Here is a 22,382-nt window from a genome sequence, read left to right on the forward strand (position 1 = left end):
ATGTAGATATGGCGATCATACTCGGTATCGATCCCGGCTCGCGCGTCACCGGCTATGGCCTTATCCGCCAGCAGGGGCGCCAGTTGAGCTATATCGCCAGCGGCTGCATCCGCACGGTGGTGGACGACATGCCGACGCGGCTGAAGCTGATTTACGCCGGCGTCAGCGAGATCATCACCCAGTTTCAGCCCGATTTCTTCGCCATCGAACAGGTGTTTATGGCCAAGAACCCGGATTCGGCGCTCAAGCTCGGCCAGGCGCGCGGCGTCGCGATCGTGGCGGCGGTTAATCAGAACCTGGAAGTGTTCGAGTATGCGGCGCGGCAGGTCAAACAAACCGTGGTCGGCACCGGCGCGGCCGAAAAGGCGCAGGTACAGCACATGGTGCGCTCGCTGCTCAAACTCTCGGCCAACCCGCAGGCGGATGCCGCGGATGCCCTGGCCATCGCCATCACCCATTGCCACCTCAGCCAGAACGTGCTGCGAATGAGCGAAGGGCGGCTGAACCTGGCGCGCGGGCGTTTGCGCTGACGCAAAACGATGATTGCTCAGGCTGGATATTCATCCAGCCTTTTTTATGTTATAAGCTTTACCAGCAACGGCATGGCAGGGCGCCATGCCCGGTCATTCTGCAGGAGGGTAAATGATAGGTCGTCTCAGAGGAAATATTCTGGAAAAGCAGCCGCCGCTGGTGTTACTGGAGGCGAACGGCGTGGGTTATGAAGTGCACATGCCGATGACCTGCTTTTACGAGCTGCCGGAACTGGGGCAAGAGGCCATCGTGTTTACCCACTTCGTGGTGCGTGAAGACGCGCAGCTGCTGTACGGTTTCAACGACAAGCAGGAGCGCGCGCTGTTCCGCGAGCTGATTAAGGTCAACGGCGTCGGGCCGAAACTGGCGCTCGCCATCCTGTCGGGCATGTCCGCGCAGCAGTTCGTCAGCGCGGTGGAGCGCGAAGAGATCACCGCACTGGTCAAGCTGCCGGGCGTGGGCAAAAAAACCGCCGAGCGCCTGGTGGTCGAGATGAAAGACCGCTTCAAAGGGCTGAACGGCGATCTGTTCAACAACAGCAGCGAGATCAGCCTGCCGGCCGCCGCCGACAAAACGCCGGAAGCGGACGCAGAAGCCGAAGCTGTCTCGGCGCTGGTGGCGCTGGGCTATAAACCGCAGGAAGCCAGCCGCATGGTCAGCAAGATTGCCAAGCCGGGCGCCGACTGCGAAACCCTGATCCGCGACGCGCTGCGCGCCGCCCTGTAAGGCCGAAAAGGGGTAGATAATGATTGAAGCCGATCGCCTGATTTCCGCCGAACCGATCAACGAAGAGGAGATCCTCGATCGCGCCATTCGTCCCAAGCTGCTGACTGAATACGTCGGCCAGCCGCACGTGCGCGAGCAGATGGAGATCTTCATTCAGGCGGCCAAGCAGCGCGGCGACGCGCTCGACCATTTATTGATCTTCGGCCCGCCGGGGCTGGGGAAAACCACCCTGGCCAACATCGTGGCCAACGAAATGGGCGTAAATTTGCGCACCACTTCCGGCCCGGTGTTAGAGAAGGCGGGCGATTTGGCGGCGATGCTGACCAACCTCGAACCGCACGACGTGTTGTTCATCGACGAAATTCACCGTTTGTCACCGGTGGTGGAAGAAGTATTGTATCCGGCGATGGAAGACTACCAGCTGGATATCATGATCGGCGAAGGGCCGGCGGCGCGTTCGATTAAGCTCGATCTGCCGCCGTTTACCTTGGTGGGAGCCACCACCCGCGCCGGTTCGCTGACCTCGCCGCTGCGCGATCGCTTCGGCATTGTCCAGCGGCTGGAGTTTTATCAGGTGGCGGATCTGCAGCACATCGTCTCGCGCAGCGCCGGGTGCCTGGGGCTGGAGCTGTCCGACGAGGGCGCCCATGAAGTGGCTCGCCGTGCGCGCGGCACGCCGCGTATCGCCAACCGCCTGTTGCGCCGGGTGCGCGATTTCGCTGAAGTGCGCGCCAACGGCGTGATCAGCGGTTCGGTGGCGGCGCAGGCGCTTGATATGCTCAACGTCGATGCCGAAGGCTTCGACTATATGGATCGCAAACTGCTGCTGGCGATTATCGACAAGTTTACCGGTGGCCCGGTCGGGTTGGATAATCTGGCGGCGGCGATCGGTGAAGAGCGCGAAACCATTGAAGACGTGATTGAACCGTTTCTGATCCAGCAGGGCTTTATCCAGCGCACGCCGCGCGGCCGTCTGGCGACGCAGCACGCCTACCGGCACTTTGGTCTCGAACGCGAAGAGTAAATTTTTAATCCGCCAATAAAAAAGGGCCGCAGATGCGGCCCTTGTCATATCCGGGCTTTAATCAAGCCTGTTGTTTTTTGAACAGGCTCAGCGTGAACAGCACGGCAGCGCAGAGCACCACCGAAGGGCCGGCCGGCGTATCGTAAAATGCCGAGAAGGCCAGGCCGCCGGTAACCGCCACCATGCCGAGCAGTACCGCGACACCCGCCATCTGCTCCGGCGTGCGCGCGAAACGGCGAGCGGTGGCCGCCGGAATGATCAGCAGCGAGGTGATGATCAGCGCGCCGACGAATTTCATCGCCAGGCCGATGGTCAACGCGGTGACCAGCATCAGCACGGTACGCGCCCGCGCCAAATTGACGCCGTCGACGTGCGCCAGCTCCGGGCTGATGGTCATCGACAGCAGATCGCGCCATTGCCACCACAGCACCAACAGCACCACGGCGACGCCGCCGGCGATCATCACGATGTCGCTCAGCGTGACCGAAAGCAGATCGCCGAACAGGTAGGCCATCAGATCGACCCGCACGTTGGACATCAGCGCCACCACCACCAGACCCAGCGACAGGGCGCTGTGGGCCAGAATGCCGAGCAGGGTATCTACCGAAAGCTGCGGGCGGCGTTCCAGCCACACCAGGGCCAGGGCCAGCAGCAACGTAATGGCGATCACCGCATAGAAAGGATTGATGTCCAGCAGCAGACCAAAGGCGACGCCGAGCAGCGAGGCGTGCGCCAGGGTGTCGCCGAAGTAGGACATGCGGCGCCAAACCACAAAGGAGCCCAGCGGCCCGGCGGCGCTAGCCAGCAACACCCCGGCCAGCCAGCCGGGAAGTAACAATTCGATCATGCTTCGTGGCTCCCGGTTTTCTTCAAGACAATTCTTCCCTGCAGGTCGTGGCGATGGTTGTGATGGTGGCGATACACCGCCAGCTGCTCTGCGCCGCGGTTGCCGAACATGGCGATGAATTCGGGATGCATCGAGACCACCTCCGGCGCGCCGGAGCAGCAGATATGCTGATTGAGGCACAACACCTCGTCGGTTTTCGCCATCACCAGATGCAGATCGTGCGAGACCATCAGTACGGCGCAGCCCAGCTCCTTGCGCAGCTGATCGATCAGATCGTACAGCGCCAGTTGGCCGTTGACGTCCACCCCTTGCGTGGGTTCGTCCAGCACCAGCAGCTGCGGTTTATTCAGCAGCGCTCGCGCCAGCAGTACGCGTTGGTTCTCGCCGCCGGAGAGCTTTTGCATCGGCTGGTCGAGCAGGTGGGCGGCGTGCACGCGCTTGAGCGCCGGCAGAATGTCGGCTTTCTTTACGCCGGGTTTAAGACGCATAAAGTGGCTAACGGTCAGCGGCAGGGTGGCGTCGAGGTGGAGTTTTTGCGGCACGTAGCCGATGCGCAGGCCGGGCTCCCGCTCCAGCGTGCCGGCGGTTGGTTTGACCAATCCCAGCACCACGCGTACCAGTGTGGATTTGCCCGCGCCGTTCGGGCCAAGCAGCGTGAGAATACGGCCGGGCTGCAGGCTGAGGGAAATGTTCGACAGCACCTTGCGGCTGCCGAAGGCGACGGAGATATTTTTTAGCGTTATCAGTGTAGACATCTCGAGATTACAGGTTGCAGAACGAAGCGGATGTTATAATATCACGCCTTGTTGATGAAAACGATGGGATTACTGATGATGGCAAAGAAAAATAAATGGCTGCAGCGCACGCTGCTGGCCAGCGCACTGTTGATGGCCGGCCCGCTGAGCAGCGCTTCCGCTGCGGTGGTGACCTCGATTCGCCCCTTAGGCTTTATCGCTGCGGCCATCGCCGACGGCGTGACGCCGACCGAGGTGTTGCTGCCGGACGGCGCTTCGCCACACGATTTTGCGTTGCGCCCTTCCGATATCCAGCGCCTGCGTTCCGCTGACCTGGTGTTGTGGGTCGGGCCGGACATGGAAGCGTTCCTGACCAAGGCGCTGGTGCCGATCTCGGCGACGCGAAAGCTGGCTATCAGCGAACTGCCGGCGGTGAAGCCGCTGCTGATGAAAGGCGAAGAGGACGACGATCATGAACATGCAGGCGAAGCGCATAACCATGCCGATGACGATCATGGGCATCATCACGGCGAGTACAATATGCACGTTTGGCTGTCGCCGGAGATAGCAAAAGTGACCGCGATCGCGATTCACGACAGATTGTTGGAACTTATGCCGCAAAATAAGGACAAATTAGACGCAAACCTGCGCCAGTTCGAGAATCTGCTGACGCAAACTGACAAAAATGTTGGTAACATGCTTACGCCTGTGCAAGGTAAGGGTTATTTTGTTTTTCATGATGCTTACGGCTACTTTGAAAAACACTACGGTTTGAGTCCGCTGGGCCATTTCACCGTCAATCCCGAAATTCAGCCTGGAGCACAGCGCCTACACCAAATTCGAACACAGTTGGTTGAGCAGAAAGCGGTATGCGTTTTTGCTGAGCCACAATTCAGGCCGGCCGTAATCAATGCCGTCGCCAAGGGTACCAAAGTGCGTTCCGGAACGCTGGACCCGCTGGGCACCGGCATCGCGCTGGAGAAGGACAGCTACGGGAAATTCCTGACTCAGCTGTCAAACCAGTACGTGAGCTGCCTGAAGTAAAGCTTATGAGGATAATATCGAGTGCAGCAGATAGTCCGAACTATCGCTCTGGCGTATAACAACCTGCCACGGCCCCACCGCGTCATGCTGGGGTCGCTGACAGTCGTCACATTGGCCGTCGCTGTTTGGCGGCCTTTTGTTTACCACCCAGAACACAACCCCATCGCCAAGAGCGTCGAGTTAGAATCCAGCCAGATGCGGTCATTGCTCCCTGAAGCCAGTGAACCGATAGATGTCGACCAACCCACCCCCGATGACGAAATCCCGCAGGATGAGCTGGACCAGAAGGATGCCGGCGATGATGGCGTGCATGAATATGTGGTTTCCACCGGCGACACCCTTGGCAGCATTCTGACGCAGTACGGCATTGATATGTCGGATGTCACCTTGCTGGCTTCGCAAAACCGCGATCTGCGTAACCTGAAGATCGGCCAACAGTTGTCGTGGACCGTGAACGACGCAGGCGATTTGCAGCAGTTGACCTGGGAGGTTTCCCGCCGCGAAACTCGCACCTATGATCGCGTCGGCAACAGCTTCAAGGAGTCAAAAGAGGCGCAGCAGGGCGAATGGCGCAACAACGTGATCAGCGGCCGGGTCAACGGCAGCTTCGTCAGCAGCGCCGGCGACGCCGGGCTGAGCCGTAACGAAATCAACTCGGTGATCAAGGCGTTGCAGTGGCAGCTCGATTTCCGCAAGCTGCGCAAAGGCGATCAGTTCTCCGTGCTGATGTCGCGTGAGCATTTCGACGGCAAGAAATCGCAAAGCCAGCTGTTGGGCGTGCGTTTGCGCACCGGCGGCAAGGATTACTACGCGATCCGCGCCGAAGACGGCAAATTCTACGATCGCCAGGGCTCTGGCCTGGCGCGCGGCTTCATGCGTTTCCCGACCATGAAACAGTTCCGCATCTCCTCCAACTTCAACCCGCGCCGCGTGAACCCGGTGACCGGCCGCGTGGCGCCGCACAAGGGCGTCGATTTCGCCATGCCGGTCGGCACGCCGGTGCTGGCGGTCGGTGACGGTGAGGTGGTGATCGCCAAACGCAGCGGCGCAGCGGGTAACTATGTGGCGATCCGCCACGGTCGTCAGTACACCACGCGCTATATGCACCTGAAAAAACTGCTGGTGAAACCAGGCCAAAAGGTGAAACGCGGCGATCGCATTGCGCTCTCCGGCAACACCGGCCGTTCCACCGGGCCGCATCTGCACTTTGAACTGTGGACCGGCCAACAGGCGGTGAACCCGCTGACGGCTAAACTGCCGCGTTCCGAAGGGCTGGGCGGCAAAGACCGCAGCGATTATCTGGCGCAGGTGAAGGAAGTGGTTCCTCAGCTGCAGTTGGATTAACGCCCCCTTTTTCCGGCGCTTCGGCGCCGTTAATTTCATCGGCCTGATTGCGGGCCGATGCTGTTTTATCTGGGCGGTTCGCGGTTGTTAATTGCAAAATCGGTGCTGGCAATTATGATTAGCCGAATCGCTAAGCCAAGAGCATGTGCATGCAAAACGAGAAGAAATCGAACGTAGAGTTCATTCCGCAGTTTCAAAAAGCCTTTTTATATCCGCGCTACTGGGGCGTGTGGTTGGGAACCGGTCTGATGGCCGGCATTTCGCTGGTGCCTGCGCGCCTGCGCGATCCGGTGCTGGGTGCGGTCGGCAAACTGGCCGGCAAGTTGGCGAAGGGCGCGCGCCGTCGTGCCCGCATCAACCTGCTGTATTGCTTGCCTGAGTTGCCTGAAAGCGAACGCGAGCACATTATCGACCAGATGTTCGCCTGCGCGCCGCAGTCGATGGTGCTGATGGCTGAGCTGGCCTGCACCAAGCCCGAGAAAGTGCTCAAGCGCGTGCGTTGGCACGGTGAAGAGGTGTTGGACAAGATCCGGGCGGAAGGGCGCAACGTGATTTTCCTGGTGCCTCACGGCTGGGCGGTGGATGTGCCGGCGATGTTGATGGCCGCGCGCGGCCAACCGATGGCGGCGATGTTCCACAACCAGCGCAATCAGCTGATCGACTACCTGTGGAACGCCGTGCGTCGTAAATTCGGCGGCCGCATGCACGCGCGCAATGACGGCATCAAACCGTTTATCAGTTCGGTTCGCCAGGGGTATTGGGGTTATTATCTGCCCGATCAGGACCACGGCGCTGAGCACAGTGAGTTTGTCGACTTCTTTGCCACCTATAAGGCGACTTTGCCGGCGGTCGGGCGGTTGATGAAGGTATGCCGTGCGGCGATCGTGCCGTTGTTCCCGGTGTACGACGGCAAAACCAGCATGCTGGATATCTATATTCGCGAGCCGATGGACGATCTGGCCGAAGCGGACGATCCGCGCATTGCCCGCCGTATGAATGAAGAAGTGGAAAACCTGGTGGGCCCGAACCCGGAGCAGTACACCTGGATCCTCAAACTGTTGAAGACGCGCAAAGAAGGGGAGATTGAGCCTTACTCGCGCGACGATCTGTATCGTTAATCCTTTCTACCGCTAACGCCGGCAGGGCCACAACCCGGCCGGCGTCTCTTCAGATGTGCACCCTACAGCCGCGAGCCCGCAGGATGTCGACGATTTTAGGCGTGTGGGTGAAATCATTCCAGCGCAGATCAAGCTTGCGCAGCCGGCTCAGTTCACCGAGGCTTTCCGGCAGATTGCTCAGGCGGTTGGCGCGCAGATCCAGGCTTCTCAGCGCCGTGAGCTCACCGATATTTTCCGGCAGGCGCGTCAGCTGATTAAAACGCAGGTTCAGCTCGCTCAATCGCGGCAGGCGGCAGAAGGATGCCGGCAGTTCGGTGATGGCATTGTTGGCCGCATCGAGTATCTCAAGCTCGCCGAGCAGAGCCATTTCCGCCGGCAGCGCGGTCAGGGCATTTTTCATGATATGCAACTCGCGCAGCGCGCGCAGCTGCCCGATTTCGCCGGGCAGGTTGCCGATGCGATTGTTGTATAAACGCAGCTCCTGCAATGCCGCCAGACTCGGTATTGCCTGCGGCAAGGCGGTCAGTTGGTTATCGGTCGCGTTGAGGTAAACCAACTGCTGCAGTTGCGCCAGCGCACGCGGCAGGTCGCTAAAGCCGTTATCGCTCAGGTAGAGGTATTTCAGCCGGTGCAGTTGCCCCAATGTTTCAGGCAGTTCGCTTGCGCGGTTGTGACCGAAGTCGAACATCTCAAGCTGTTGCAACTGACCAATCTCCGGCGGCAGGCGGTCGAGCTGATTGCAGGAGATGTTCAGCACCTGCAGGTTGCGGTGTTGCAAGATGGAGGCGGGGAAGGCCGTCAGCAGATTGTCGTACAGGCTGATTTTGCGCAGCGCGTGGCCGGTTAGCTGCGATTCGTCGAGCTGCGTCAGACCGCGCCCATCGAGATCGAGCGCATCACCGGTCGAGGCTGGATTGCGTTGGTGGAGCATGGCGTTCTCCGTCGTTTATGGCGGTGTCAGGGCAAAAAAAATGCCGGCCAACGTGAGCCGGCCGGCATGTCGTCTGCGGCGTGGATTACTCGACGCGCAGGATACGGCTGGTATTGGTGGTGCCGACGGTTTCCATCACGTCGCCCTGGGTGACGATCACCAGATCGCCGGAGACCAGGAAGCCTTTGTCGCGCAGGCGATTGACGGCTTCATTGGCGGCGATCACGCCGTCTTTGTGGCTGTCGAAATACACCGGCGTCACGCCGCGATACAGCGCGGTCAGGTTCAGCGTGTGCTCATGCCGCGACATGGCGAAGATCGGCAGGCCGGAGCTGATGCGCGACATCATCAGCGCAGTGCGGCCGGATTCGGTCATGGCGATCAGCGCGGTGACGCCTTTCAGGTGGTTGGCGGCGTACATCGAAGACATGGCGATCGCCTCTTCGATGTTGTCGAACTGTACGTCCAGGCGGTGTTTGGAAACGTTGATGCTCGGGATCTTCTCGGCACCCAGACAAACGCGCGCCATCGCCGCCACGGTTTCCGCCGGGTATTGGCCAGCGGCGGTTTCCGCCGACAGCATGACGGCGTCGGTGCCGTCCAGCACTGCGTTGGCTACGTCCATGACTTCGGCGCGGGTCGGCATCGGGTTGGTGATCATCGACTCCATCATCTGGGTCGCGGTGATCACCGCGCGGTTCAGGGTGCGGGCGCGGCGGATCAGTTTCTTCTGAATGCCGACCAGTTCCGGATCGCCGATTTCGACGCCCAGGTCGCCACGGGCCACCATCACCACGTCGGAGGCCAGAATAATGTCGTCCATCGCTTCGTCGGTGCAAACCGCTTCGGCGCGCTCAACCTTGGACACGATCTTGGCGTTGCAGCCGGCATCGCGCGCCAGGCGGCGGGCATAGTTCAGATCTTCACCGGTACGCGGGAAGGAGACCGCCAGGTAGTCGACGCCAATCTTGGCGGCGGTCACGATGTCCGCCTTGTCTTTTTCGGTCAGGGCTTCGGCCGACAGGCCGCCGCCGAGTTTGTTGATGCCCTTGTTGTTGGACAGCGGGCCGCCGACGGTCACTTCGGTAAACACTTTCATGCCCTGAACTTCGAGCACTTTCAGCTGAACGCGGCCGTCATCAAGCAGCAGGACGTCGCCCGGTACCACATCGGCTGGCAGGCCTTTATAGTCGATACCAACTTTTTCTTTATCGCCTTCGCCTTTTGACAGGTTGGCGTCCAGCAGGAATTTATCGCCCACGTTGAGGAAGATTTTGCCTTCCTTGAAGGTGGAGACGCGAATTTTCGGCCCTTGCAGATCGCCGAGGATAGCGACGTGACGCCCCAGCTTGGCAGCGATTTCGCGCACTTTGTCAGCGCGAGCCTGATGATCTTCCGGGCTGCCGTGGGAGAAGTTAAGCCGAACTACGTTGGCGCCGGCGGCAATGATCTTTTCCAGATTATTGTCGCGGTCTGTAGCCGGACCCAGGGTGGTAACGATTTTGGTTCTTCTGAGCCGTCTGGACATGTATTACTCCGTTGACTGGTGAAGCAAATATTGGTGTTGCGATAACGTCGGATAACGAAACCAGGCGTGAAATGTAATTTTACAACACTGATATTTCACCCGGGTTACCCGTATGAGCATGTTAACAGGGTACCGCCTCTGATGCCGTCATTCAAATGTCTGTTGAACGGCGATTTTTTCTTCGTCGGGTCACGAATCAAAACTGTTGGGAATGACCACGCCTTTATCAAAGCGCGATTCTTTGAGCGCTTCTTTGACCCGCTTCAAGTTATCTCTGAATTTAGCCCCTCGGCGCAAGGTAAATCCGGTGGCGAGCACGTCAATGAGCGTTAATTGCGCGATCCGCGACACCATCGGCATGTAAACGTCGGTGTCTTCGGGCACGTCGAGCAGCAGGGCCAGGGTCGCCGCCTGGGCGAGCGGGGTGTCGCGCGAGGTGATAGCCAGTACCGTGGCGTCGTTCTCCCGCGCCAGGTGGGCCATCTCCACCAGATTCTTGGTGCGGCCGGTGTGTGAGATCAGCACCACCACGTCGCCTTCGCTGGAGTTCATGCAGCTCATGCGCTGCATGACGATGTCATCAAAGTAGACCACCGGAATGTTGAAGCGGAAAAATTTGTTCATCGCATCGTGCGCCACCGCCGCGGAGGCGCCCAGCCCGAAGAAAGAGATCTTTTTTGCCTGGGTGAGCAGGTCAACCGCACGATTGATTGCGGCAATATCCAAATTTGCCTTTACTGTATCCAGGCTGGCCATTACCGATTCGAAGATCTTGCTGGTATAGGAATCGACGCTGTCATCTTCCTCAACGTTACGGTTTACGTAGGGCGTGCCGTTAGCCAGGCTTTGGGCGAGATGCAGTTTGAAATCGGGAAAGCCTTTGGTATCAAGGCGGCGGCAAAAACGGTTGACGGTAGGTTCGCTGACGTCGGCCATGCGCGCCAGCGTGGCGATGCTGGAGTGAATGGCGGTCTGCGGGGAGGCCAGGATCACCTCGGCGACTTTCCTTTCAGATTTGCTCAGGCGTTCCAGATGGCTCTGGATTTTGTCCAGCGTATTCATATAACGAGAGTCACTCATGGTTTTATCCCTGTGGCTTTCAAGCAACAGCGTCGAATTTCGCCCGTGTTCGCCGTGCGAGCAGACGCCAAACGAGCGGCTGTAACCTGGAATCGATAGGGTATGTCGATTTCAAACAAAGGAGAAATCAATGCCGGTTTAGTGAAAATATACTACGTGCTGGTAACCGTTGGCAGTCTCGACACGGCGTATGCAGGGTTTTTTCACCAGAATATGACCTGTGTCTAACTTTCATAATGGTAACAGAGCGTCAAAAAAGACGAAAAATTACAGTTTTGCCCGTGGTGAGGGCGTTGGCGTACATTGGCGCTTTCCACTGGAATCTTGAGGCCTTTTTTTCTGCTTTGCTCCGGGTTTGCTGGCCGTAGTCAAACAGAGTACATTAGTAATGTAAGAAAATTACAAATATCCTGCAACGAGGAGATGAACATGGCGGTAACCTCTACAGCCCAGGCGTGTGACCTGGTTATTTTCGGCGCGAAAGGTGATTTGGCGCGCCGTAAGCTGCTGCCTTCCCTGTACCAGTTAGAGAAAGCCGGACACATCCACCCGGATACGCGGATCATCGGCGTCGGCCGCGCGGAGTGGGATAAACAAGCCTATACCGAAGTGGTCAAGGAAGCGCTTGGCACCTTCATGAAGGAAAAACTGGATGACGAACTCTGGGCCACGCTGAGCGCGCGCCTGGACTTCTGCAACCTGGACGTCAACGACAGCAAGAACTTTACCAAACTGGGTAAAATGCTGGATCAGAAGCACCGCACCACCATCAACTACTTTGCCATGCCGCCAAGCACCTTCGGCGCCATCTGCAAAGGGCTGGGCGAAGCCAAGCTGAACCATGAGCCGGCGCGCGTGGTGATGGAGAAACCGCTGGGCACCGATTTGGCGTCCTCACGCGTGATCAACGATCAGGTGGCGGAGTACTTCAACGAATCCCAGGTTTACCGTATCGACCACTATCTCGGCAAAGAGACAGTGCTGAACCTGTTGGCGCTGCGTTTCGCCAACTCGCTGTTCGCCTCCAACTGGGATAACCGCACCATCGATTCGGTGCAGATCACCGTAGCGGAAGAGGTAGGCATCGAAGGGCGTTGGGGTTACTTCGACCAGGCCGGCCAGATGCGCGACATGATCCAGAACCACCTGCTGCAGATCCTGACCATGATCGCCATGTCGCCGCCGGCGGATCTGACCACCGACCGCATCCGCGACGAGAAGGTGAAGGTGCTGCGCTCGCTGCGCCGCATCGATCAGACCAATGTCCGGGAAACCACCGTGCGTGGTCAGTACACCGCCGGCTTCGTCCAGGGCAAGAAAGTGCCGGGTTATCTGGAAGAGGAAGGGGCGAACAAGAGCAGCAGCACCGAAACCTTCGTCTCTATCCGCGTGGATATCGACAACTGGCAGTGGGCCGGCGTGCCGTTCTACCTGCGTACCGGTAAACGTCTGCCGACCAAATGTTCGGAAGTGGTGGTGTACTTCAAAAACCCGCCGCTTAACCTGTTCAGCGATTCTTACCAGCAGTTGCCGCAGAACAAGCTGACCATCCGCCTGCAGCCGGACGAAGGCATCGAAATTCAGGTGCTGAACAAGGTGCCGGGGCTGGATCACAAGCACCGTCTGCAGACAACCAAGCTGGACCTGAGCTTCTCGGAAACCTTTAACCAGGAGCACGTGGCGGACGCCTACGAGCGCCTGCTGCTGGAGACCATGCGCGGCATTCAGGCGCTGTTCGTGCGCCGCGATGAAGTGGAAGAAGCCTGGAAGTGGGTCGACTCCATCATGGACGCATGGAAAGCCGACAACGAGGCGCCTAAGCCTTACCAGGCGGGCACCTGGGGACCGGTGGCCTCGGTGGCGATGATCACCCGCGACGGCCGCTCCTGGAACGAGTTCGAATAATGCGTAATGCCGGCAGCCTGTCTGCCGGCTTTTTTTGCCTGCGATCTGCGCGTGGGCCTCATCACTTACGGTACGGCCGGACGTCCGCGCATTTGTGCGGAGCCCTGTGGCAGGGGCGTGCCATTGTTAACCGCGAGTAATGGAGAAATAACGATGAAAAACTGGAAAACCAGCGCCGAGCAGATCCTGACGGCGGGGCCGGTGGTGCCTGTTATCGTGATCAACAAGCTGGAGCAGGCGGTGCCGCTGGCGAAAGCGCTGGTTGCCGGTGGCGTGCGGGTATTGGAGGTGACGCTGCGCACCACCTGCGGGCTGGAGTCTATCCGCGCTATCGCCGAAGAGGTGCCGGAGGCGATCATCGGCGCCGGTACGGTGATCAACCCGCAGCAGCTGCGGCAGGTGACCGAAGCCGGGGCGCAGTTCGCCATCAGCCCAGGGCTGACCGAGGCCTTGCTGCAGGCGGCGACGGCGGGACCCATCCCGCTGATCCCGGGCATCAGCACCGTGTCTGAACTGATGCAGGGCATGGATCACGGTCTGCGGGAATTCAAATTCTTCCCGGCGGAAGCCAACGGCGGCGTGAAGGCGCTGCAGGCGATCGGCGGCCCGTTCCCGCAGGTGCGTTTTTGCCCGACCGGCGGCATTACGCCAAATAATTACCGCGATTATCTGGCGCTGAAAAGCGTGCTTTGCATCGGCGGTTCCTGGCTGGTGCCGGCGGACGCGCTCGAAAAAGGCGACTATGCGCGCATCACTGAACTGGCGCGCAGCGCCGTCAGCGGCGCCGCGTTGTAACCCGCGCCAGGCCTGGGGTTGGCGCTTATTTGCTCACCCGCGGATATCGCAAGGCTCAACGCTCCGTTGAGCCTTTTTTAATTTTTATCGCGATTAACTTTCTTATTTTTAACCCGTTTTTTTCTGCTTTTTGATGAAAACGGCAGTTTGCTTTCTTATTTTGGCTGTGGTAAAAATATCTCAGTTGAAAATTTTACTTTTATGAGGATATTGGGCAAATCGCACGGTGTGCGGCTGATAATAGAGAACTATTATGATGACTATTAACGGAACTACCCTCAGAACCTCTACGTGCCAACTCTTCCTGTCTGCGATCCTTGCCAGTGAGCATCACTGGTGCAGCGAGCTATAGCGTCTTTCTCCCTTAACCGGTGCAGGTAGCGGGCTTAGGCCTTCGTTCTACCGTTCAGCCGGGCAAACATTCTTTTTGCGTTTGGGTCAGTTTATCCCCAGGGATCTCTGCGTCTTGCGCGCCGTACTGCGGCCGTTCGACGAGATAAATCGGGATAAATATGCCTTGGCGCGCGTTATTCGCCGTTTGGGAGAAAAATTATGATTTATTGGATCTTTTTAGGTTTGGCCATCATGACCGAAATCATCGGCACCTTGTCGATGAAATACGCCAGCGTCAATGGCGGCATGATCGGGCATATCGTGATGTACGTGATGATCACCGCGTCTTATGTGTTGCTGTCAGTAGCGGTAAAACGCGTGGCGTTGGGCGTGGCCTATGCGCTGTGGGAAGGTATCGGCATTCTGTTCATTACCCTGTTCAGCGTGCTGTGGTTCGACGAGCCCATTTCCGCGCTGAAGGTACTGGGTCTGGCTACGCTGATCGCCGGTATCATGCTGGTGAAATCCGGTACCCGCAAAGAGCGAAAACAGGTCAGCCCGCGAGGTGACAACCATGCAACAGTTTGAGTTGTACCACATTGGGTTCCTGGGATTGGCCATCGTGCTGGAAATCATCGCCAATATCTTCCTGAAGATGTCGGACGGTTTCCGTAAAATTTGGCTGGGATTGCTGTCGCTGCTGTCGGTACTCGGTGCGTTCAGCGCCCTGGCGCAAGCGGTGAAGGGCATCGATCTGTCGATCGCTTATGCGTTGTGGGGCGGTTTCGGTATCGCCGCCACTATCGCTGCGGGCTGGATCATGTTCGGCCAGCGGTTAAACGCCAAAGGCTGGATCGGCCTGGCGCTGTTGCTGGCGGGGATGGTGATCCTTAAACTGTCCTGATAGCGGGCAATAAAAAACCACAGGCGTTGCCGTCTGCGGTTTTTTTTCGTCTGCGCTCAGGCTTACAGCGCGGCGATGATTTTGATTTCCACTTTATATTTCGGATTCATCAGCTGCGCCTGCACGGTGCAACGTACCGGCGCGCTGCCGGCAACGACCCAGGCGTCCCAGGCGGCGTTCATCGCGGCGAAGTCGGCGGTATTGGCCAGGAAGATGGTGGCGTCCAAAATGCGGCTTTTATCCGAGCCTACGCGCGCCAGCAGCACGTCGATGGCTGCAAGGGCGTTGGCGGTCTGCGCGGTCGCGTCATCATCCAGGTTCTCCGGCACGCTGGTATAGTAAACGGTCTCGTTGTGCACCACGGCTTCGGACCAGCGCTGATCGGGATCAATTCTTTCGATATTCATTTGCTTATCTCCATATCATAGTCCCGCTAAGGGTAGCACAGCCGGTGATGAAAAAGCGCGGCGATAAAGTGGGTGGTAGCCGGGCGGCAGGCTTGGCATAATCACCGCTGAATGACACCGGCAGAGAGACAGCGTGACAGACGATTTTGCAACAGACGGCGCATTGGCGCAGGCTATCAAGGGATTCAAACCGCGTGAGCCGCAGCGGCAGATGGCGCAGGCCGTCACCGAGGCGATCAATTTCAAGCAGGAGCTGGTGGTGGAAGCCGGCACCGGCACCGGCAAAACCTTCGCTTATCTGGCGCCGGCGCTGCGCGCCGATCGCAAAGTGATCATCTCCACCGGTTCGAAAGCGTTGCAGGATCAGCTGTATGCGCGCGATCTGCCCACCGTCGCCAAGGCGCTGAAGTACAAAGGCAAGCTGGCGCTGCTGAAGGGACGCTCCAACTACCTGTGTCTGGAGCGGCTGGAGCAACAGTCGATGGCCGGCGGGGAGCTGGCGGGGCAGACGCTGATCGATTTGGTGCAGCTGCGCAAGTGGTCGTCGCAGACCAAAGAAGGCGACATCAGCACCTGCAGCGAAGTGGCGGAGGACAGTTTCGTCTGGCCATTGGTGACCAGCACCAATGACAACTGTCTCGGCAGCGACTGCCCGCTGTATCAGGATTGCTTCGTGGTCAAAGCGCGCCGCCGCGCGATGGATGCGGATGTGGTGGTGGTGAACCATCACCTGTTCCTGGCGGATATGGTGGTGAAAGAGGGCGGTTTCGCCGAGCTGATCCCGGAAGCCGAGGTGATGATTTTCGATGAGGCGCACCAAATCCCCGACATCGCCAGCCAGTATTTCGGCCAGCAGCTCACCAGCCGCCAATTGTTGGATCTGGCGAAGGACATCACCATCGCCTACCGCACCGAGGTGCGCGATGCCGCCCAACTGCAAAAAAGCGCCGACCGTCTCAGCCTGAGCACGCAAGATTTTCGCCTTAATCTGGGAGAGCCGGGTTTTCGCGGCAATCTGCGCGATGTGCTCGGGGAACCGAACGTGCAGCGCGCTTTATTGCTGCTCGATGACGCGCTGGAGCTGTGTTACGACGTGATGAAGCTGTCGCTGGGGCGTTCGGCGCTGCTGGACGCCGCCTTTGAGCGCGCCACGCTGTACCGCGCGCGTCTCAAACGCCTCAAGGCGGTGACGGAGCCGGGCTACAGCTATTGGTATGAGTGCAATTCGCGCCACTTCGTGTTGGCGCTGACGCCGTTGACGGTGGCCGACCGGTTCCGCGAAATGCTGGACGAGAAGCCGGGCAGCTGGATCTTTACCTCGGCCACGCTGTCGGTCAACGATCAGTTGGGTCACTTCACCGAACGCTTGGGACTGACCAAGGCCAAAACGCTGCTGCTGCCGAGCCCGTTCGACTATGCCAAACAGGCGTTGCTGTGCGTGCCGCGCTTTTTGCCTTCGCCGAATCAGCCCGGCGGGGCGCGCCAGCTGGCGCGCATGCTGCGGCCATTAATCGAAGCCAACAACGGCCGCTGCTTCTTCTTGTGCACCTCGCACCAGATGATGCGTGAGCTGGCGGAAGAGTTTCGCGCCACGATGACGCTGCCGGTGCTGTTGCAGGGGGAAACCAGTAAAGGCCAGCTGTTGGCGCAGTTTGTCGCCGCCGGTAACGCGCTGCTGGTGGCGACCAGCAGCTTCTGGGAAGGGGTGGACGTGCGCGGCGATGCGCTGTCCTGCGTCATCATCGATAAACTGCCGTTCACGTCACCGGACGATCCGTTGCTGAAGGCGCGTATTGAAGATTGCCGCCTGCGTGGCGGCGATCCGTTCAATGATGTGCAGTTGCCGGATGCGGTCATCACCCTGAAACAGGGCGTCGGCCGTTTGATCCGCGACACCGACGATCGCGGCGTGCTGGTGATCTGCGATAACCGTCTGGTGATGCGCCCTTACGGCGAGGTGTTCCTCAATAGCCTGCCGCCCACGCCGCGCACCCGCGATCTGAAGCAGGCAATCGCCTTCCTGCAGGCCGCCGACACGTCGGCCACGTGAAAGATGAAGGGCTTACGGGGCTGTGCTACAATGCGCGCCCTGTATGAAAAACCCAGTTTTATTCCCGCCAGAGGTTGGCATGTCCACGCGAATTTTAGCGATCGATACCGCGACGGAAGCCTGTTCCGTCGCCGTCTGGAATCAAGGCGAAATCCACGCCCTGTTTGAGCTGTGCCCACGCGAGCATACGCAACGTATTTTACCTATGGTGCAGCAGGTGCTGGCGGAATCTGGCCTGGCGCTCAACCAGCTCGATGCGCTGGCCTTCGGCCGCGGCCCCGGCAGTTTTACCGGGGTGCGCATCGGCATCGGCATCGCTCAGGGCCTGGCGCTGGGCGCCGATCTGCCGATGATTGGCGTCTCCACGCTGCAAACCATGGCGCAGGGCGCCTGGCGCGTCAGCGGCGCGGAGCGTGTGCTGGCGGCGATCGATGCGCGCATGGGTGAAGTTTACTGGGGGCAGTTCGAACGCCAGGCGGACGGCCGCTGGTTGGAAAGCGAAGGCGAGGCCGTGCTGTCGCCGGCGCAGGCGCTGGAGCGTGCGCAGCGCCTGCAGGGCGAATGGGCCCACGTCGGCACCGGCTGGCAAACCTACCCCGATCTGGTCAACGGTTCCACGCTGAGCGTGCGCGATGGCCAGATGCTGTTGCCGCAGGCGCAAGACATGCTGCCGCTGGCGCTGCAGGACTGGCAAGAAGGGCTGGCGGTAGCGGTGGAAAACGCCGAGCCGACCTATCTGCGCAATGAAGTGACCTGGAAAAAACTGCCGGGCCGCGAGTAATCGCGGCGTTATTGTGCTGATGTTGATGCCGGGCGATGAAGGCCTGCAACTTGAACGCTGAAACGCGGTCAAAGTTACAGGCATTTCAGGAGATTGCGACCATGTTAATCCGCACTGCAAGTAAAAAGCTGTCGCTGCTGGCCGTCGCCTGCGGCGCGCTGGTTCTGACCGGGTGCGTCACCGTACCGGATGCGATCAAAGGCTCCAGCCCTTCTCCGGTGACTCAGCTTTCCTCGGTACAAAATGCACCGAACCTGTTTACCGGCGCGGAAGCCCGCTTCGGCGGCACCGTGGTGAACGTCGCCAACGAACAAGGGCGCACGCTGCTGGAGATCGCGGCGGTGCCGCTCGACAGCGGTGCACGGCCGATACTGGGTGAACCGTCGAACGGCCGCTTGCTGGCCACGGTGAACGGCTTCCTCGAACCGGTCGATTTCAAAGGCCAGCTGGTGACCGTCATCGGCCCTATCACCGGCCTGAAAGAGGGACGGATCGGCATGACGCCATATCGCTTCGTAACGATGAACGTGACAGGTTTCAAGCGCTGGCATCTGGTACAGCAGGTGGTGATGCCGCCGGCGCCGATGGGCCCTTGGGGCTGGCGCGGAGGTCCGTGGGGACCCGGTTGGGGCGCAGGCTATGGCTGGTACAACCCTGGCCCGGCACAGGTGCAAACCATCGTAACCGAGTAGCATACGCTTGATGTGAACACATTTGACAGGGCGGCTCAGGCCGCCCTTTTGTTTTTTGGGATAAGGAATATCCGACAATTAGTGACGTACATCGCAACCTGAATAATGTTTAAAACCCGAACTGGTCTGCTGAGTTAAAATATTGTTATGGTTAGGCTGCGAGTTTGAGGGCTGCGATGATAATTAGTAATGATTTCAGGAGTAATACCTTGGATAAGGTCTGGTTAAAACGGTATCCGGCAGATGTGCCCGCAGAGATTGATGCCGATCGCTATTCGTCGTTGATCGAAATGTTTGAGCATGCCGTGCAGCGCTATGCCGATCAGCCCGCCTTTATCAATATGGGCGAGGTGATGACCTTCCGCAAACTGGAAGAACGCAGCCGGGCTTTCGCGGCTTACCTGCAAAATGAACTGGGCCTGAAGAAGGGCGACCGCGTCGCACTGATGATGCCTAACCTGTTGCAATACCCCATCGCCCTGTTCGGCATTCTGCGCGCCGGCATGGTGGTGGTCAACGTCAACCCGCTGTATACCCCGCGTGAGCTGGAGCACCAGTTGAACGACAGCGGCGCCAGCGCCATCGTCATCGTTTCCAACTTTGCCCATACGCTGGAAAAAGTGGTGTTCAACACTCAGGTCAAACACGTGATCCTGACGCGCATGGGCGATCAGCTGTCGGCCGCCAAAGGTACGCTGGTCAACTTCGTGGTCAAGTACGTCAAGCGCCTGGTGCCCAAATACAACCTGCCGGACGCCATTTCCTTCCGCAGCGCGCTGCAGCGCGGCCGCCGCCTGCAGTATGTAAAACCGGACATCATTAATGCCGATCTGGCCTTCCTGCAATATACGGGCGGCACCACCGGGGTGGCGAAGGGCGCGATGCTGACGCACCGCAACATGCAGGCCAACCTCGAGCAGGCCAAGGCCGCCTATTCGCCGCTGTTCCGCGAAGGGCAGGAACTGGTGGTGACGGCGTTGCCGCTGTATCACATTTTCGCGCTGACGGTGAACTGCCTGCTGTTTATCGATCTGGGCGGGCGCAATTTGCTGATCACCAACCCACGCGACATTCCGGGGCTGGTGAAAGAACTGGGCAAATATCCGTTCACCGCCATGAGCGGGGTGAATACGCTGTTCAACGCGTTGCTGAACAACGAAGAGTTCCACAAGCTCGATTTCTCTACGCTGCGTTTCTCGGTCGGCGGCGGCATGTCGGTGCAAAAAGCGGTGGCCGAGAAGTGGGAGAAAACCACCGGTAAACACCTGCTGGAAGGTTATGGCCTGACGGAGTGCGCGCCGTTGGTGGCCGGTAACCCTTACGATCTGAAACACTACAGCGGCAGCATCGGCCTGCCGGTGCCGTCGACGGACATTCGTCTGGTGGACGACAATGGCCAGGATGTACCGCCGGGCGAACCGGGCGAACTGTGGGTCAAAGGGCCGCAAGTTATGTTAGGCTATTGGCAGCGTCCGGACGCCACCGACGAAGTGCTGAAAGATGGCTGGTTGGCGACCGGCGATGTGGTGACCGTAGACGAGCAGGGGTTCGTGCGCATCGTCGACCGCAAGAAAGACATGATCCTGGTCTCCGGTTTCAACGTTTACCCGAACGAGATCGAGGACGTGGTCAGCCAGCATCCGAAAGTGCTGGAATGTGCGGCGATCGGTGTGCCGAGCGAGGTCTCCGGCGAAACGGTGAAGATCTGCGTGGTGAAGAAAGACGCCTCGCTGACCAAGGAAGAGCTGTTGACCCATTGCCGTCGGCACCTGACCGGGTATAAAGTGCCTAAAATTGTTGAGTTCCGCGATGAACTGCCGAAGTCTAACGTCGGCAAGATTTTGCGGCGAGAACTGCGCGATGAGCTAAAAACGCCGAAGCCGGCCGATGCCGCCTAGGTGTCGCTCTCGCGCCTGACTATCAACAACGCCGGTGAATGCCGGCGTTGTTGTGTTTGAATCCTACAAGAGAATGATGTTTTGAATTATCAGTTGATCACTACCGATGCCGGATTGCAGCAGGTCTGCGAGCAGGCGAGAAAGCATGCCCAGATTGCGCTGGACACCGAGTTTGTCAGAACGCGCACCTACTATCCGCAGCTGGGCCTGATCCAGCTCTACGACGGTGAACAACTCTCCCTTATCGATCCTCTGCCGATCAAGCAATGGCAGCCGTTTGTCGACCTGCTGGCCGACACCGCCGTGGTGAAGTTCCTGCATGCCGGCAGTGAAGATCTCGAAGTGTTTCTCAACGCCTTTAAAACGCTGCCGACGCCGATGGTCGACACTCAGATCCTGGCTGCCTTTACCGGCCGGCCGCTCTCCTGTGGCTTCGCGACGCTGGTGGCGGAGTATATGAAGGTTGAGCTGGACAAGAGCGAGTCGCGCACCGACTGGCTGGCGCGCCCGCTGACCGAAAGGCAATGCGTGTACGCGGCCGCCGACGTGTTCTATCTGCTGCCGATGGCTAAACAGTTGGTGCAGGAGACCGAAGAGGCCGGTTGGACCGCGGCGGCCAATAACGAGTGCCTGCTGCTGTGCCAGCGCCGTAGCGAGACGCTGGCGCCGGCATTGGCCTATCGCGAAATCAGCAACGCCTGGCAGCTGCGCCCGCGTCAGCTCGGTTGTCTGCAGAAGTTGGCGGAATGGCGGCTGCGCCAGGCGCGTGAGCGCGATCTGGCGGTGAACTTTGTGGTGCGTGAGGAGAACCTGTGGCAGGTGGCGCGCTATATGCCGTCTTCGCTGGGAGAACTGGATTCGCTGGGTCTGAGCGGGCCGGAGATCCGTTATCACGGTAAAACGCTGCTGGCGCTGGTGGCGGAGGCCGAAGCGCTGGACGAGTCCGAGTTGCCGGCGCCGTTGGCCAACCTTATCGATCAGCCGGGCTACAAGAAGGTGTTCAAAGACATCAAGGCGGCGATCGCTACCGTCAGCGAGCAAAGCGGGTTGAGCAGCGAGCTGCTGGCATCCCGTCGCCAAATTAACCAATTGTTGAACTGGCATTGGAAACTGAAGGACGGCGAGAGTCGCCCTGAATTAATCAGCGGCTGGCGCGGCGATTTATTAATGGTGCCGTTGCAGGACATCCTGAAAGATTATTAATCGCTGGTTATCACCAGGGCAGGGTAGGGAAACTCTGCTCGGGTGAATATAGGCAGGAAATAATGCGTTGAAGGTAAATCTGGCCAGAATTTACTTTAAACGAGGTGGCGGCAAAGTTAATTGGGAATTGTCCCAAAGGGAAAAATCGATTTTTTGCTGCCGATAATGCTTAATAACTGGATGCACATACAGTTACCCCCTGCATAAAATATACAGGGGGTAATTAATGCGTCGCAATCATTTAGCTGCTTCTTCCGATTCCGGTAATGTCACGTTAAGTTCAAGTACCGAAATATCGTCCCCTTTCTGCTCGAACTGCACATGCAGCATTTCAGGATCGATCTGAATGTATTTGCAAATAACCGCCAGAATATCGCGTTTCAAATCAGGCAGATACGGGGGCTCACTGTCCCCGCGGCGACGCTCAGCGACGATAATCTGCAGCCGTTCCTTGGCTATATTGGCTGTCTGTTTTTTGCGGGACAGAAAGAAGTCTAATAAGGCCAT

22 protein-coding genes are annotated in these 22,382 nt (G+C 58.8%); 15 read left to right on the top strand and 7 right to left on the bottom strand.

Going from position 1 to position 22,382, the window contains the following annotated elements; translation table 11 throughout:
- Positions 1 to 8: 8 nt before the first annotated feature.
- From ruvC to ruvB, 3 genes are all read left to right on the top strand, one after another.
- Positions 9 to 530 (top strand): crossover junction endodeoxyribonuclease RuvC, encoded by a 522-nt coding sequence (gene ruvC, locus AC2CGQ_RS05700; RefSeq protein ID WP_004932367.1) that lies wholly within the window; start codon positions 9 to 11, stop codon positions 528 to 530.
- 112 nt (positions 531 to 642) lie between these two features.
- Entirely contained in the window at positions 643 to 1,257 is a 615-nt protein-coding gene (gene ruvA, locus AC2CGQ_RS05705) for a Holliday junction branch migration protein RuvA (RefSeq protein WP_004932365.1), read from the top strand.
- Positions 1,258 to 1,276: 19 nt separating this feature from the next.
- Positions 1,277 to 2,281: a Holliday junction branch migration DNA helicase RuvB gene (gene ruvB / locus AC2CGQ_RS05710; protein ID WP_004932364.1), complete on the top strand. Its 1,005-nt coding sequence runs from the start codon at positions 1,277 to 1,279 to the stop codon at positions 2,279 to 2,281.
- A gap of 61 nt (positions 2,282 to 2,342) precedes the next feature.
- Here ruvB and znuB read toward each other — a convergent pair whose 3' ends face one another.
- Entirely contained in the window at positions 2,343 to 3,128 is a 786-nt protein-coding gene (znuB, locus tag AC2CGQ_RS05715; protein ID WP_015378131.1) for a zinc ABC transporter permease subunit ZnuB, read from the bottom strand.
- On the bottom strand, positions 3,125 to 3,883 hold the full coding sequence (znuC, locus tag AC2CGQ_RS05720) for a zinc ABC transporter ATP-binding protein ZnuC (protein ID WP_380691713.1): 759 nt from the start codon (positions 3,881 to 3,883) through the stop codon (positions 3,125 to 3,127). The genes znuB and znuC overlap by 4 nt, the downstream gene beginning before the upstream one ends.
- 78 nt (positions 3,884 to 3,961) lie before the next feature.
- On the opposite strand from znuC, the gene znuA reads away from it, so the two are divergent.
- The 3 genes from znuA (at position 3,962) to lpxM (ending at position 7,368) form a co-directional block, all read left to right on the top strand.
- The gene (gene znuA, locus AC2CGQ_RS05725; protein ID WP_041922343.1) at positions 3,962 to 4,906 is read left to right on the top strand and encodes a zinc ABC transporter substrate-binding protein ZnuA; all 945 of its coding nucleotides are present in this window, start codon (positions 3,962 to 3,964) and stop codon (positions 4,904 to 4,906) included.
- A gap of 21 nt (positions 4,907 to 4,927) precedes the next feature.
- A complete protein-coding gene (gene mepM / locus AC2CGQ_RS05730) occupies positions 4,928 to 6,250 on the top strand; it encodes a murein DD-endopeptidase MepM (RefSeq protein WP_004932347.1) in 1,323 nt (440 codons plus the stop codon).
- Positions 6,251 to 6,399: 149 nt separating this feature from the next.
- Positions 6,400 to 7,368: a lauroyl-Kdo(2)-lipid IV(A) myristoyltransferase gene (lpxM, locus tag AC2CGQ_RS05735; RefSeq protein WP_015378127.1), complete on the top strand. Its 969-nt coding sequence runs from the start codon at positions 6,400 to 6,402 to the stop codon at positions 7,366 to 7,368.
- Between the two features lie 49 nt (positions 7,369 to 7,417).
- Here the strand turns inward: lpxM and AC2CGQ_RS05740 are convergent, their stop codons facing one another.
- The 3 genes from AC2CGQ_RS05740 to AC2CGQ_RS05750 form a co-directional block, all read right to left on the bottom strand.
- On the bottom strand, positions 7,418 to 8,299 hold the full coding sequence (locus tag AC2CGQ_RS05740; protein WP_015378126.1) for a leucine-rich repeat domain-containing protein: 882 nt from the start codon (positions 8,297 to 8,299) through the stop codon (positions 7,418 to 7,420).
- Between the two features lie 85 nt (positions 8,300 to 8,384).
- Positions 8,385 to 9,827, bottom strand: coding sequence for a pyruvate kinase (gene pyk, locus AC2CGQ_RS05745; protein ID WP_004932339.1), 1,443 nt, complete (start codon positions 9,825 to 9,827; stop codon positions 8,385 to 8,387).
- 189 nt (positions 9,828 to 10,016) lie between these two features.
- Positions 10,017 to 10,889 carry a MurR/RpiR family transcriptional regulator gene (locus tag AC2CGQ_RS05750; RefSeq protein ID WP_021503871.1) on the bottom strand — a complete coding sequence of 291 codons (873 nt, stop codon included), beginning with the start codon at positions 10,887 to 10,889 and terminating at the stop codon, positions 10,017 to 10,019.
- Positions 10,890 to 11,336: 447 nt separating this feature from the next.
- On the opposite strand from AC2CGQ_RS05750, the gene zwf reads away from it, so the two are divergent.
- From zwf to mdtI, 4 genes are all read left to right on the top strand, one after another.
- Positions 11,337 to 12,812, top strand: a complete 1,476-nt coding sequence (gene zwf, locus AC2CGQ_RS05755; protein ID WP_004932333.1) for a glucose-6-phosphate dehydrogenase — start codon at positions 11,337 to 11,339, stop codon at positions 12,810 to 12,812.
- A 153-nt stretch (positions 12,813 to 12,965) separates the two neighbouring features.
- Entirely contained in the window at positions 12,966 to 13,607 is a 642-nt protein-coding gene (locus AC2CGQ_RS05760; protein ID WP_075684568.1) for a bifunctional 4-hydroxy-2-oxoglutarate aldolase/2-dehydro-3-deoxy-phosphogluconate aldolase, read from the top strand.
- Positions 13,608 to 14,159: 552 nt separating this feature from the next.
- The gene (mdtJ, locus tag AC2CGQ_RS05765; RefSeq protein ID WP_004932327.1) at positions 14,160 to 14,528 is read left to right on the top strand and encodes a multidrug/spermidine efflux SMR transporter subunit MdtJ; all 369 of its coding nucleotides are present in this window, start codon (positions 14,160 to 14,162) and stop codon (positions 14,526 to 14,528) included.
- Positions 14,515 to 14,844: a multidrug/spermidine efflux SMR transporter subunit MdtI gene (gene mdtI, locus AC2CGQ_RS05770; protein WP_004932324.1), complete on the top strand. Its 330-nt coding sequence runs from the start codon at positions 14,515 to 14,517 to the stop codon at positions 14,842 to 14,844. Before mdtJ ends, mdtI begins: the two co-directional genes overlap by 14 nt.
- 62 nt (positions 14,845 to 14,906) lie before the next feature.
- Here the strand turns inward: mdtI and AC2CGQ_RS05775 are convergent, their stop codons facing one another.
- Complete coding sequence (locus tag AC2CGQ_RS05775) at positions 14,907 to 15,251, bottom strand: RidA family protein (RefSeq protein WP_015378124.1); 345 nt, start codon at positions 15,249 to 15,251, stop codon at positions 14,907 to 14,909.
- A 133-nt stretch (positions 15,252 to 15,384) separates the two neighbouring features.
- On the opposite strand from AC2CGQ_RS05775, the gene yoaA reads away from it, so the two are divergent.
- From yoaA to rnd, 5 genes are all read left to right on the top strand, one after another.
- Positions 15,385 to 17,301 (top strand): DNA repair helicase YoaA, encoded by a 1,917-nt coding sequence (gene yoaA / locus AC2CGQ_RS05780; RefSeq protein ID WP_004932318.1) that lies wholly within the window; start codon positions 15,385 to 15,387, stop codon positions 17,299 to 17,301.
- 79 nt (positions 17,302 to 17,380) lie between these two features.
- Positions 17,381 to 18,082: a tRNA (adenosine(37)-N6)-threonylcarbamoyltransferase complex dimerization subunit type 1 TsaB gene (gene tsaB / locus AC2CGQ_RS05785; RefSeq protein WP_021503868.1), complete on the top strand. Its 702-nt coding sequence runs from the start codon at positions 17,381 to 17,383 to the stop codon at positions 18,080 to 18,082.
- Between the two features lie 101 nt (positions 18,083 to 18,183).
- Positions 18,184 to 18,774, top strand: coding sequence for a Slp family lipoprotein (locus tag AC2CGQ_RS05790; RefSeq protein ID WP_075684569.1), 591 nt, complete (start codon positions 18,184 to 18,186; stop codon positions 18,772 to 18,774).
- A gap of 209 nt (positions 18,775 to 18,983) precedes the next feature.
- Positions 18,984 to 20,672, top strand: a complete 1,689-nt coding sequence (fadD, locus tag AC2CGQ_RS05795) for a long-chain-fatty-acid--CoA ligase FadD (protein ID WP_004932309.1) — start codon at positions 18,984 to 18,986, stop codon at positions 20,670 to 20,672.
- Between the two features lie 81 nt (positions 20,673 to 20,753).
- Entirely contained in the window at positions 20,754 to 21,875 is a 1,122-nt protein-coding gene (gene rnd, locus AC2CGQ_RS05800) for a ribonuclease D (protein ID WP_015378121.1), read from the top strand.
- A gap of 237 nt (positions 21,876 to 22,112) precedes the next feature.
- Here the strand turns inward: rnd and minE are convergent, their stop codons facing one another.
- Positions 22,113 to 22,382 carry a cell division topological specificity factor MinE gene (minE, locus tag AC2CGQ_RS05805; protein ID WP_004932303.1) on the bottom strand — a complete coding sequence of 90 codons (270 nt, stop codon included), beginning with the start codon at positions 22,380 to 22,382 and terminating at the stop codon, positions 22,113 to 22,115.

This window comes from Serratia sp. DFXYC6 (genome assembly GCF_057196085.1).

What these genes read in the sequence shown, in the direction of transcription:
- ruvC (WP_004932367.1), top strand. Translation starts at nt 9, where the DNA reads ATGGCGATCATACTCGGTATCGATCCCGGCTCGCGCGTCACCGGCTAT.
- ruvA (WP_004932365.1), top strand. Translation starts at nt 643, where the DNA reads ATGATAGGTCGTCTCAGAGGAAATATTCTGGAAAAGCAGCCGCCGCTG.
- ruvB (WP_004932364.1), top strand. Translation starts at nt 1,277, where the DNA reads ATGATTGAAGCCGATCGCCTGATTTCCGCCGAACCGATCAACGAAGAG.
- znuB (WP_015378131.1), bottom strand. Translation starts at nt 3,128, where the DNA reads ATGATCGAATTGTTACTTCCCGGCTGGCTGGCCGGGGTGTTGCTGGCT.
- znuC (WP_380691713.1), bottom strand. Translation starts at nt 3,883, where the DNA reads ATGTCTACACTGATAACGCTAAAAAATATCTCCGTCGCCTTCGGCAGC.
- znuA (WP_041922343.1), top strand. Translation starts at nt 3,962, where the DNA reads ATGGCAAAGAAAAATAAATGGCTGCAGCGCACGCTGCTGGCCAGCGCA.
- lpxM (WP_015378127.1), top strand. Translation starts at nt 6,400, where the DNA reads ATGCAAAACGAGAAGAAATCGAACGTAGAGTTCATTCCGCAGTTTCAA.
- AC2CGQ_RS05740 (WP_015378126.1), bottom strand. Translation starts at nt 8,299, where the DNA reads ATGCTCCACCAACGCAATCCAGCCTCGACCGGTGATGCGCTCGATCTC.
- pyk (WP_004932339.1), bottom strand. Translation starts at nt 9,827, where the DNA reads ATGTCCAGACGGCTCAGAAGAACCAAAATCGTTACCACCCTGGGTCCG.
- AC2CGQ_RS05750 (WP_021503871.1), bottom strand. Translation starts at nt 10,889, where the DNA reads ATGAATACGCTGGACAAAATCCAGAGCCATCTGGAACGCCTGAGCAAA.
- zwf (WP_004932333.1), top strand. Translation starts at nt 11,337, where the DNA reads ATGGCGGTAACCTCTACAGCCCAGGCGTGTGACCTGGTTATTTTCGGC.
- AC2CGQ_RS05760 (WP_075684568.1), top strand. Translation starts at nt 12,966, where the DNA reads ATGAAAAACTGGAAAACCAGCGCCGAGCAGATCCTGACGGCGGGGCCG.
- mdtJ (WP_004932327.1), top strand. Translation starts at nt 14,160, where the DNA reads ATGATTTATTGGATCTTTTTAGGTTTGGCCATCATGACCGAAATCATC.
- mdtI (WP_004932324.1), top strand. Translation starts at nt 14,515, where the DNA reads ATGCAACAGTTTGAGTTGTACCACATTGGGTTCCTGGGATTGGCCATC.
- AC2CGQ_RS05775 (WP_015378124.1), bottom strand. Translation starts at nt 15,251, where the DNA reads ATGAATATCGAAAGAATTGATCCCGATCAGCGCTGGTCCGAAGCCGTG.
- tsaB (WP_021503868.1), top strand. Translation starts at nt 17,381, where the DNA reads ATGTCCACGCGAATTTTAGCGATCGATACCGCGACGGAAGCCTGTTCC.
- AC2CGQ_RS05790 (WP_075684569.1), top strand. Translation starts at nt 18,184, where the DNA reads ATGTTAATCCGCACTGCAAGTAAAAAGCTGTCGCTGCTGGCCGTCGCC.
- minE (WP_004932303.1), bottom strand. Translation starts at nt 22,382, where the DNA reads ATGGCCTTATTAGACTTCTTTCTGTCCCGCAAAAAACAGACAGCCAAT.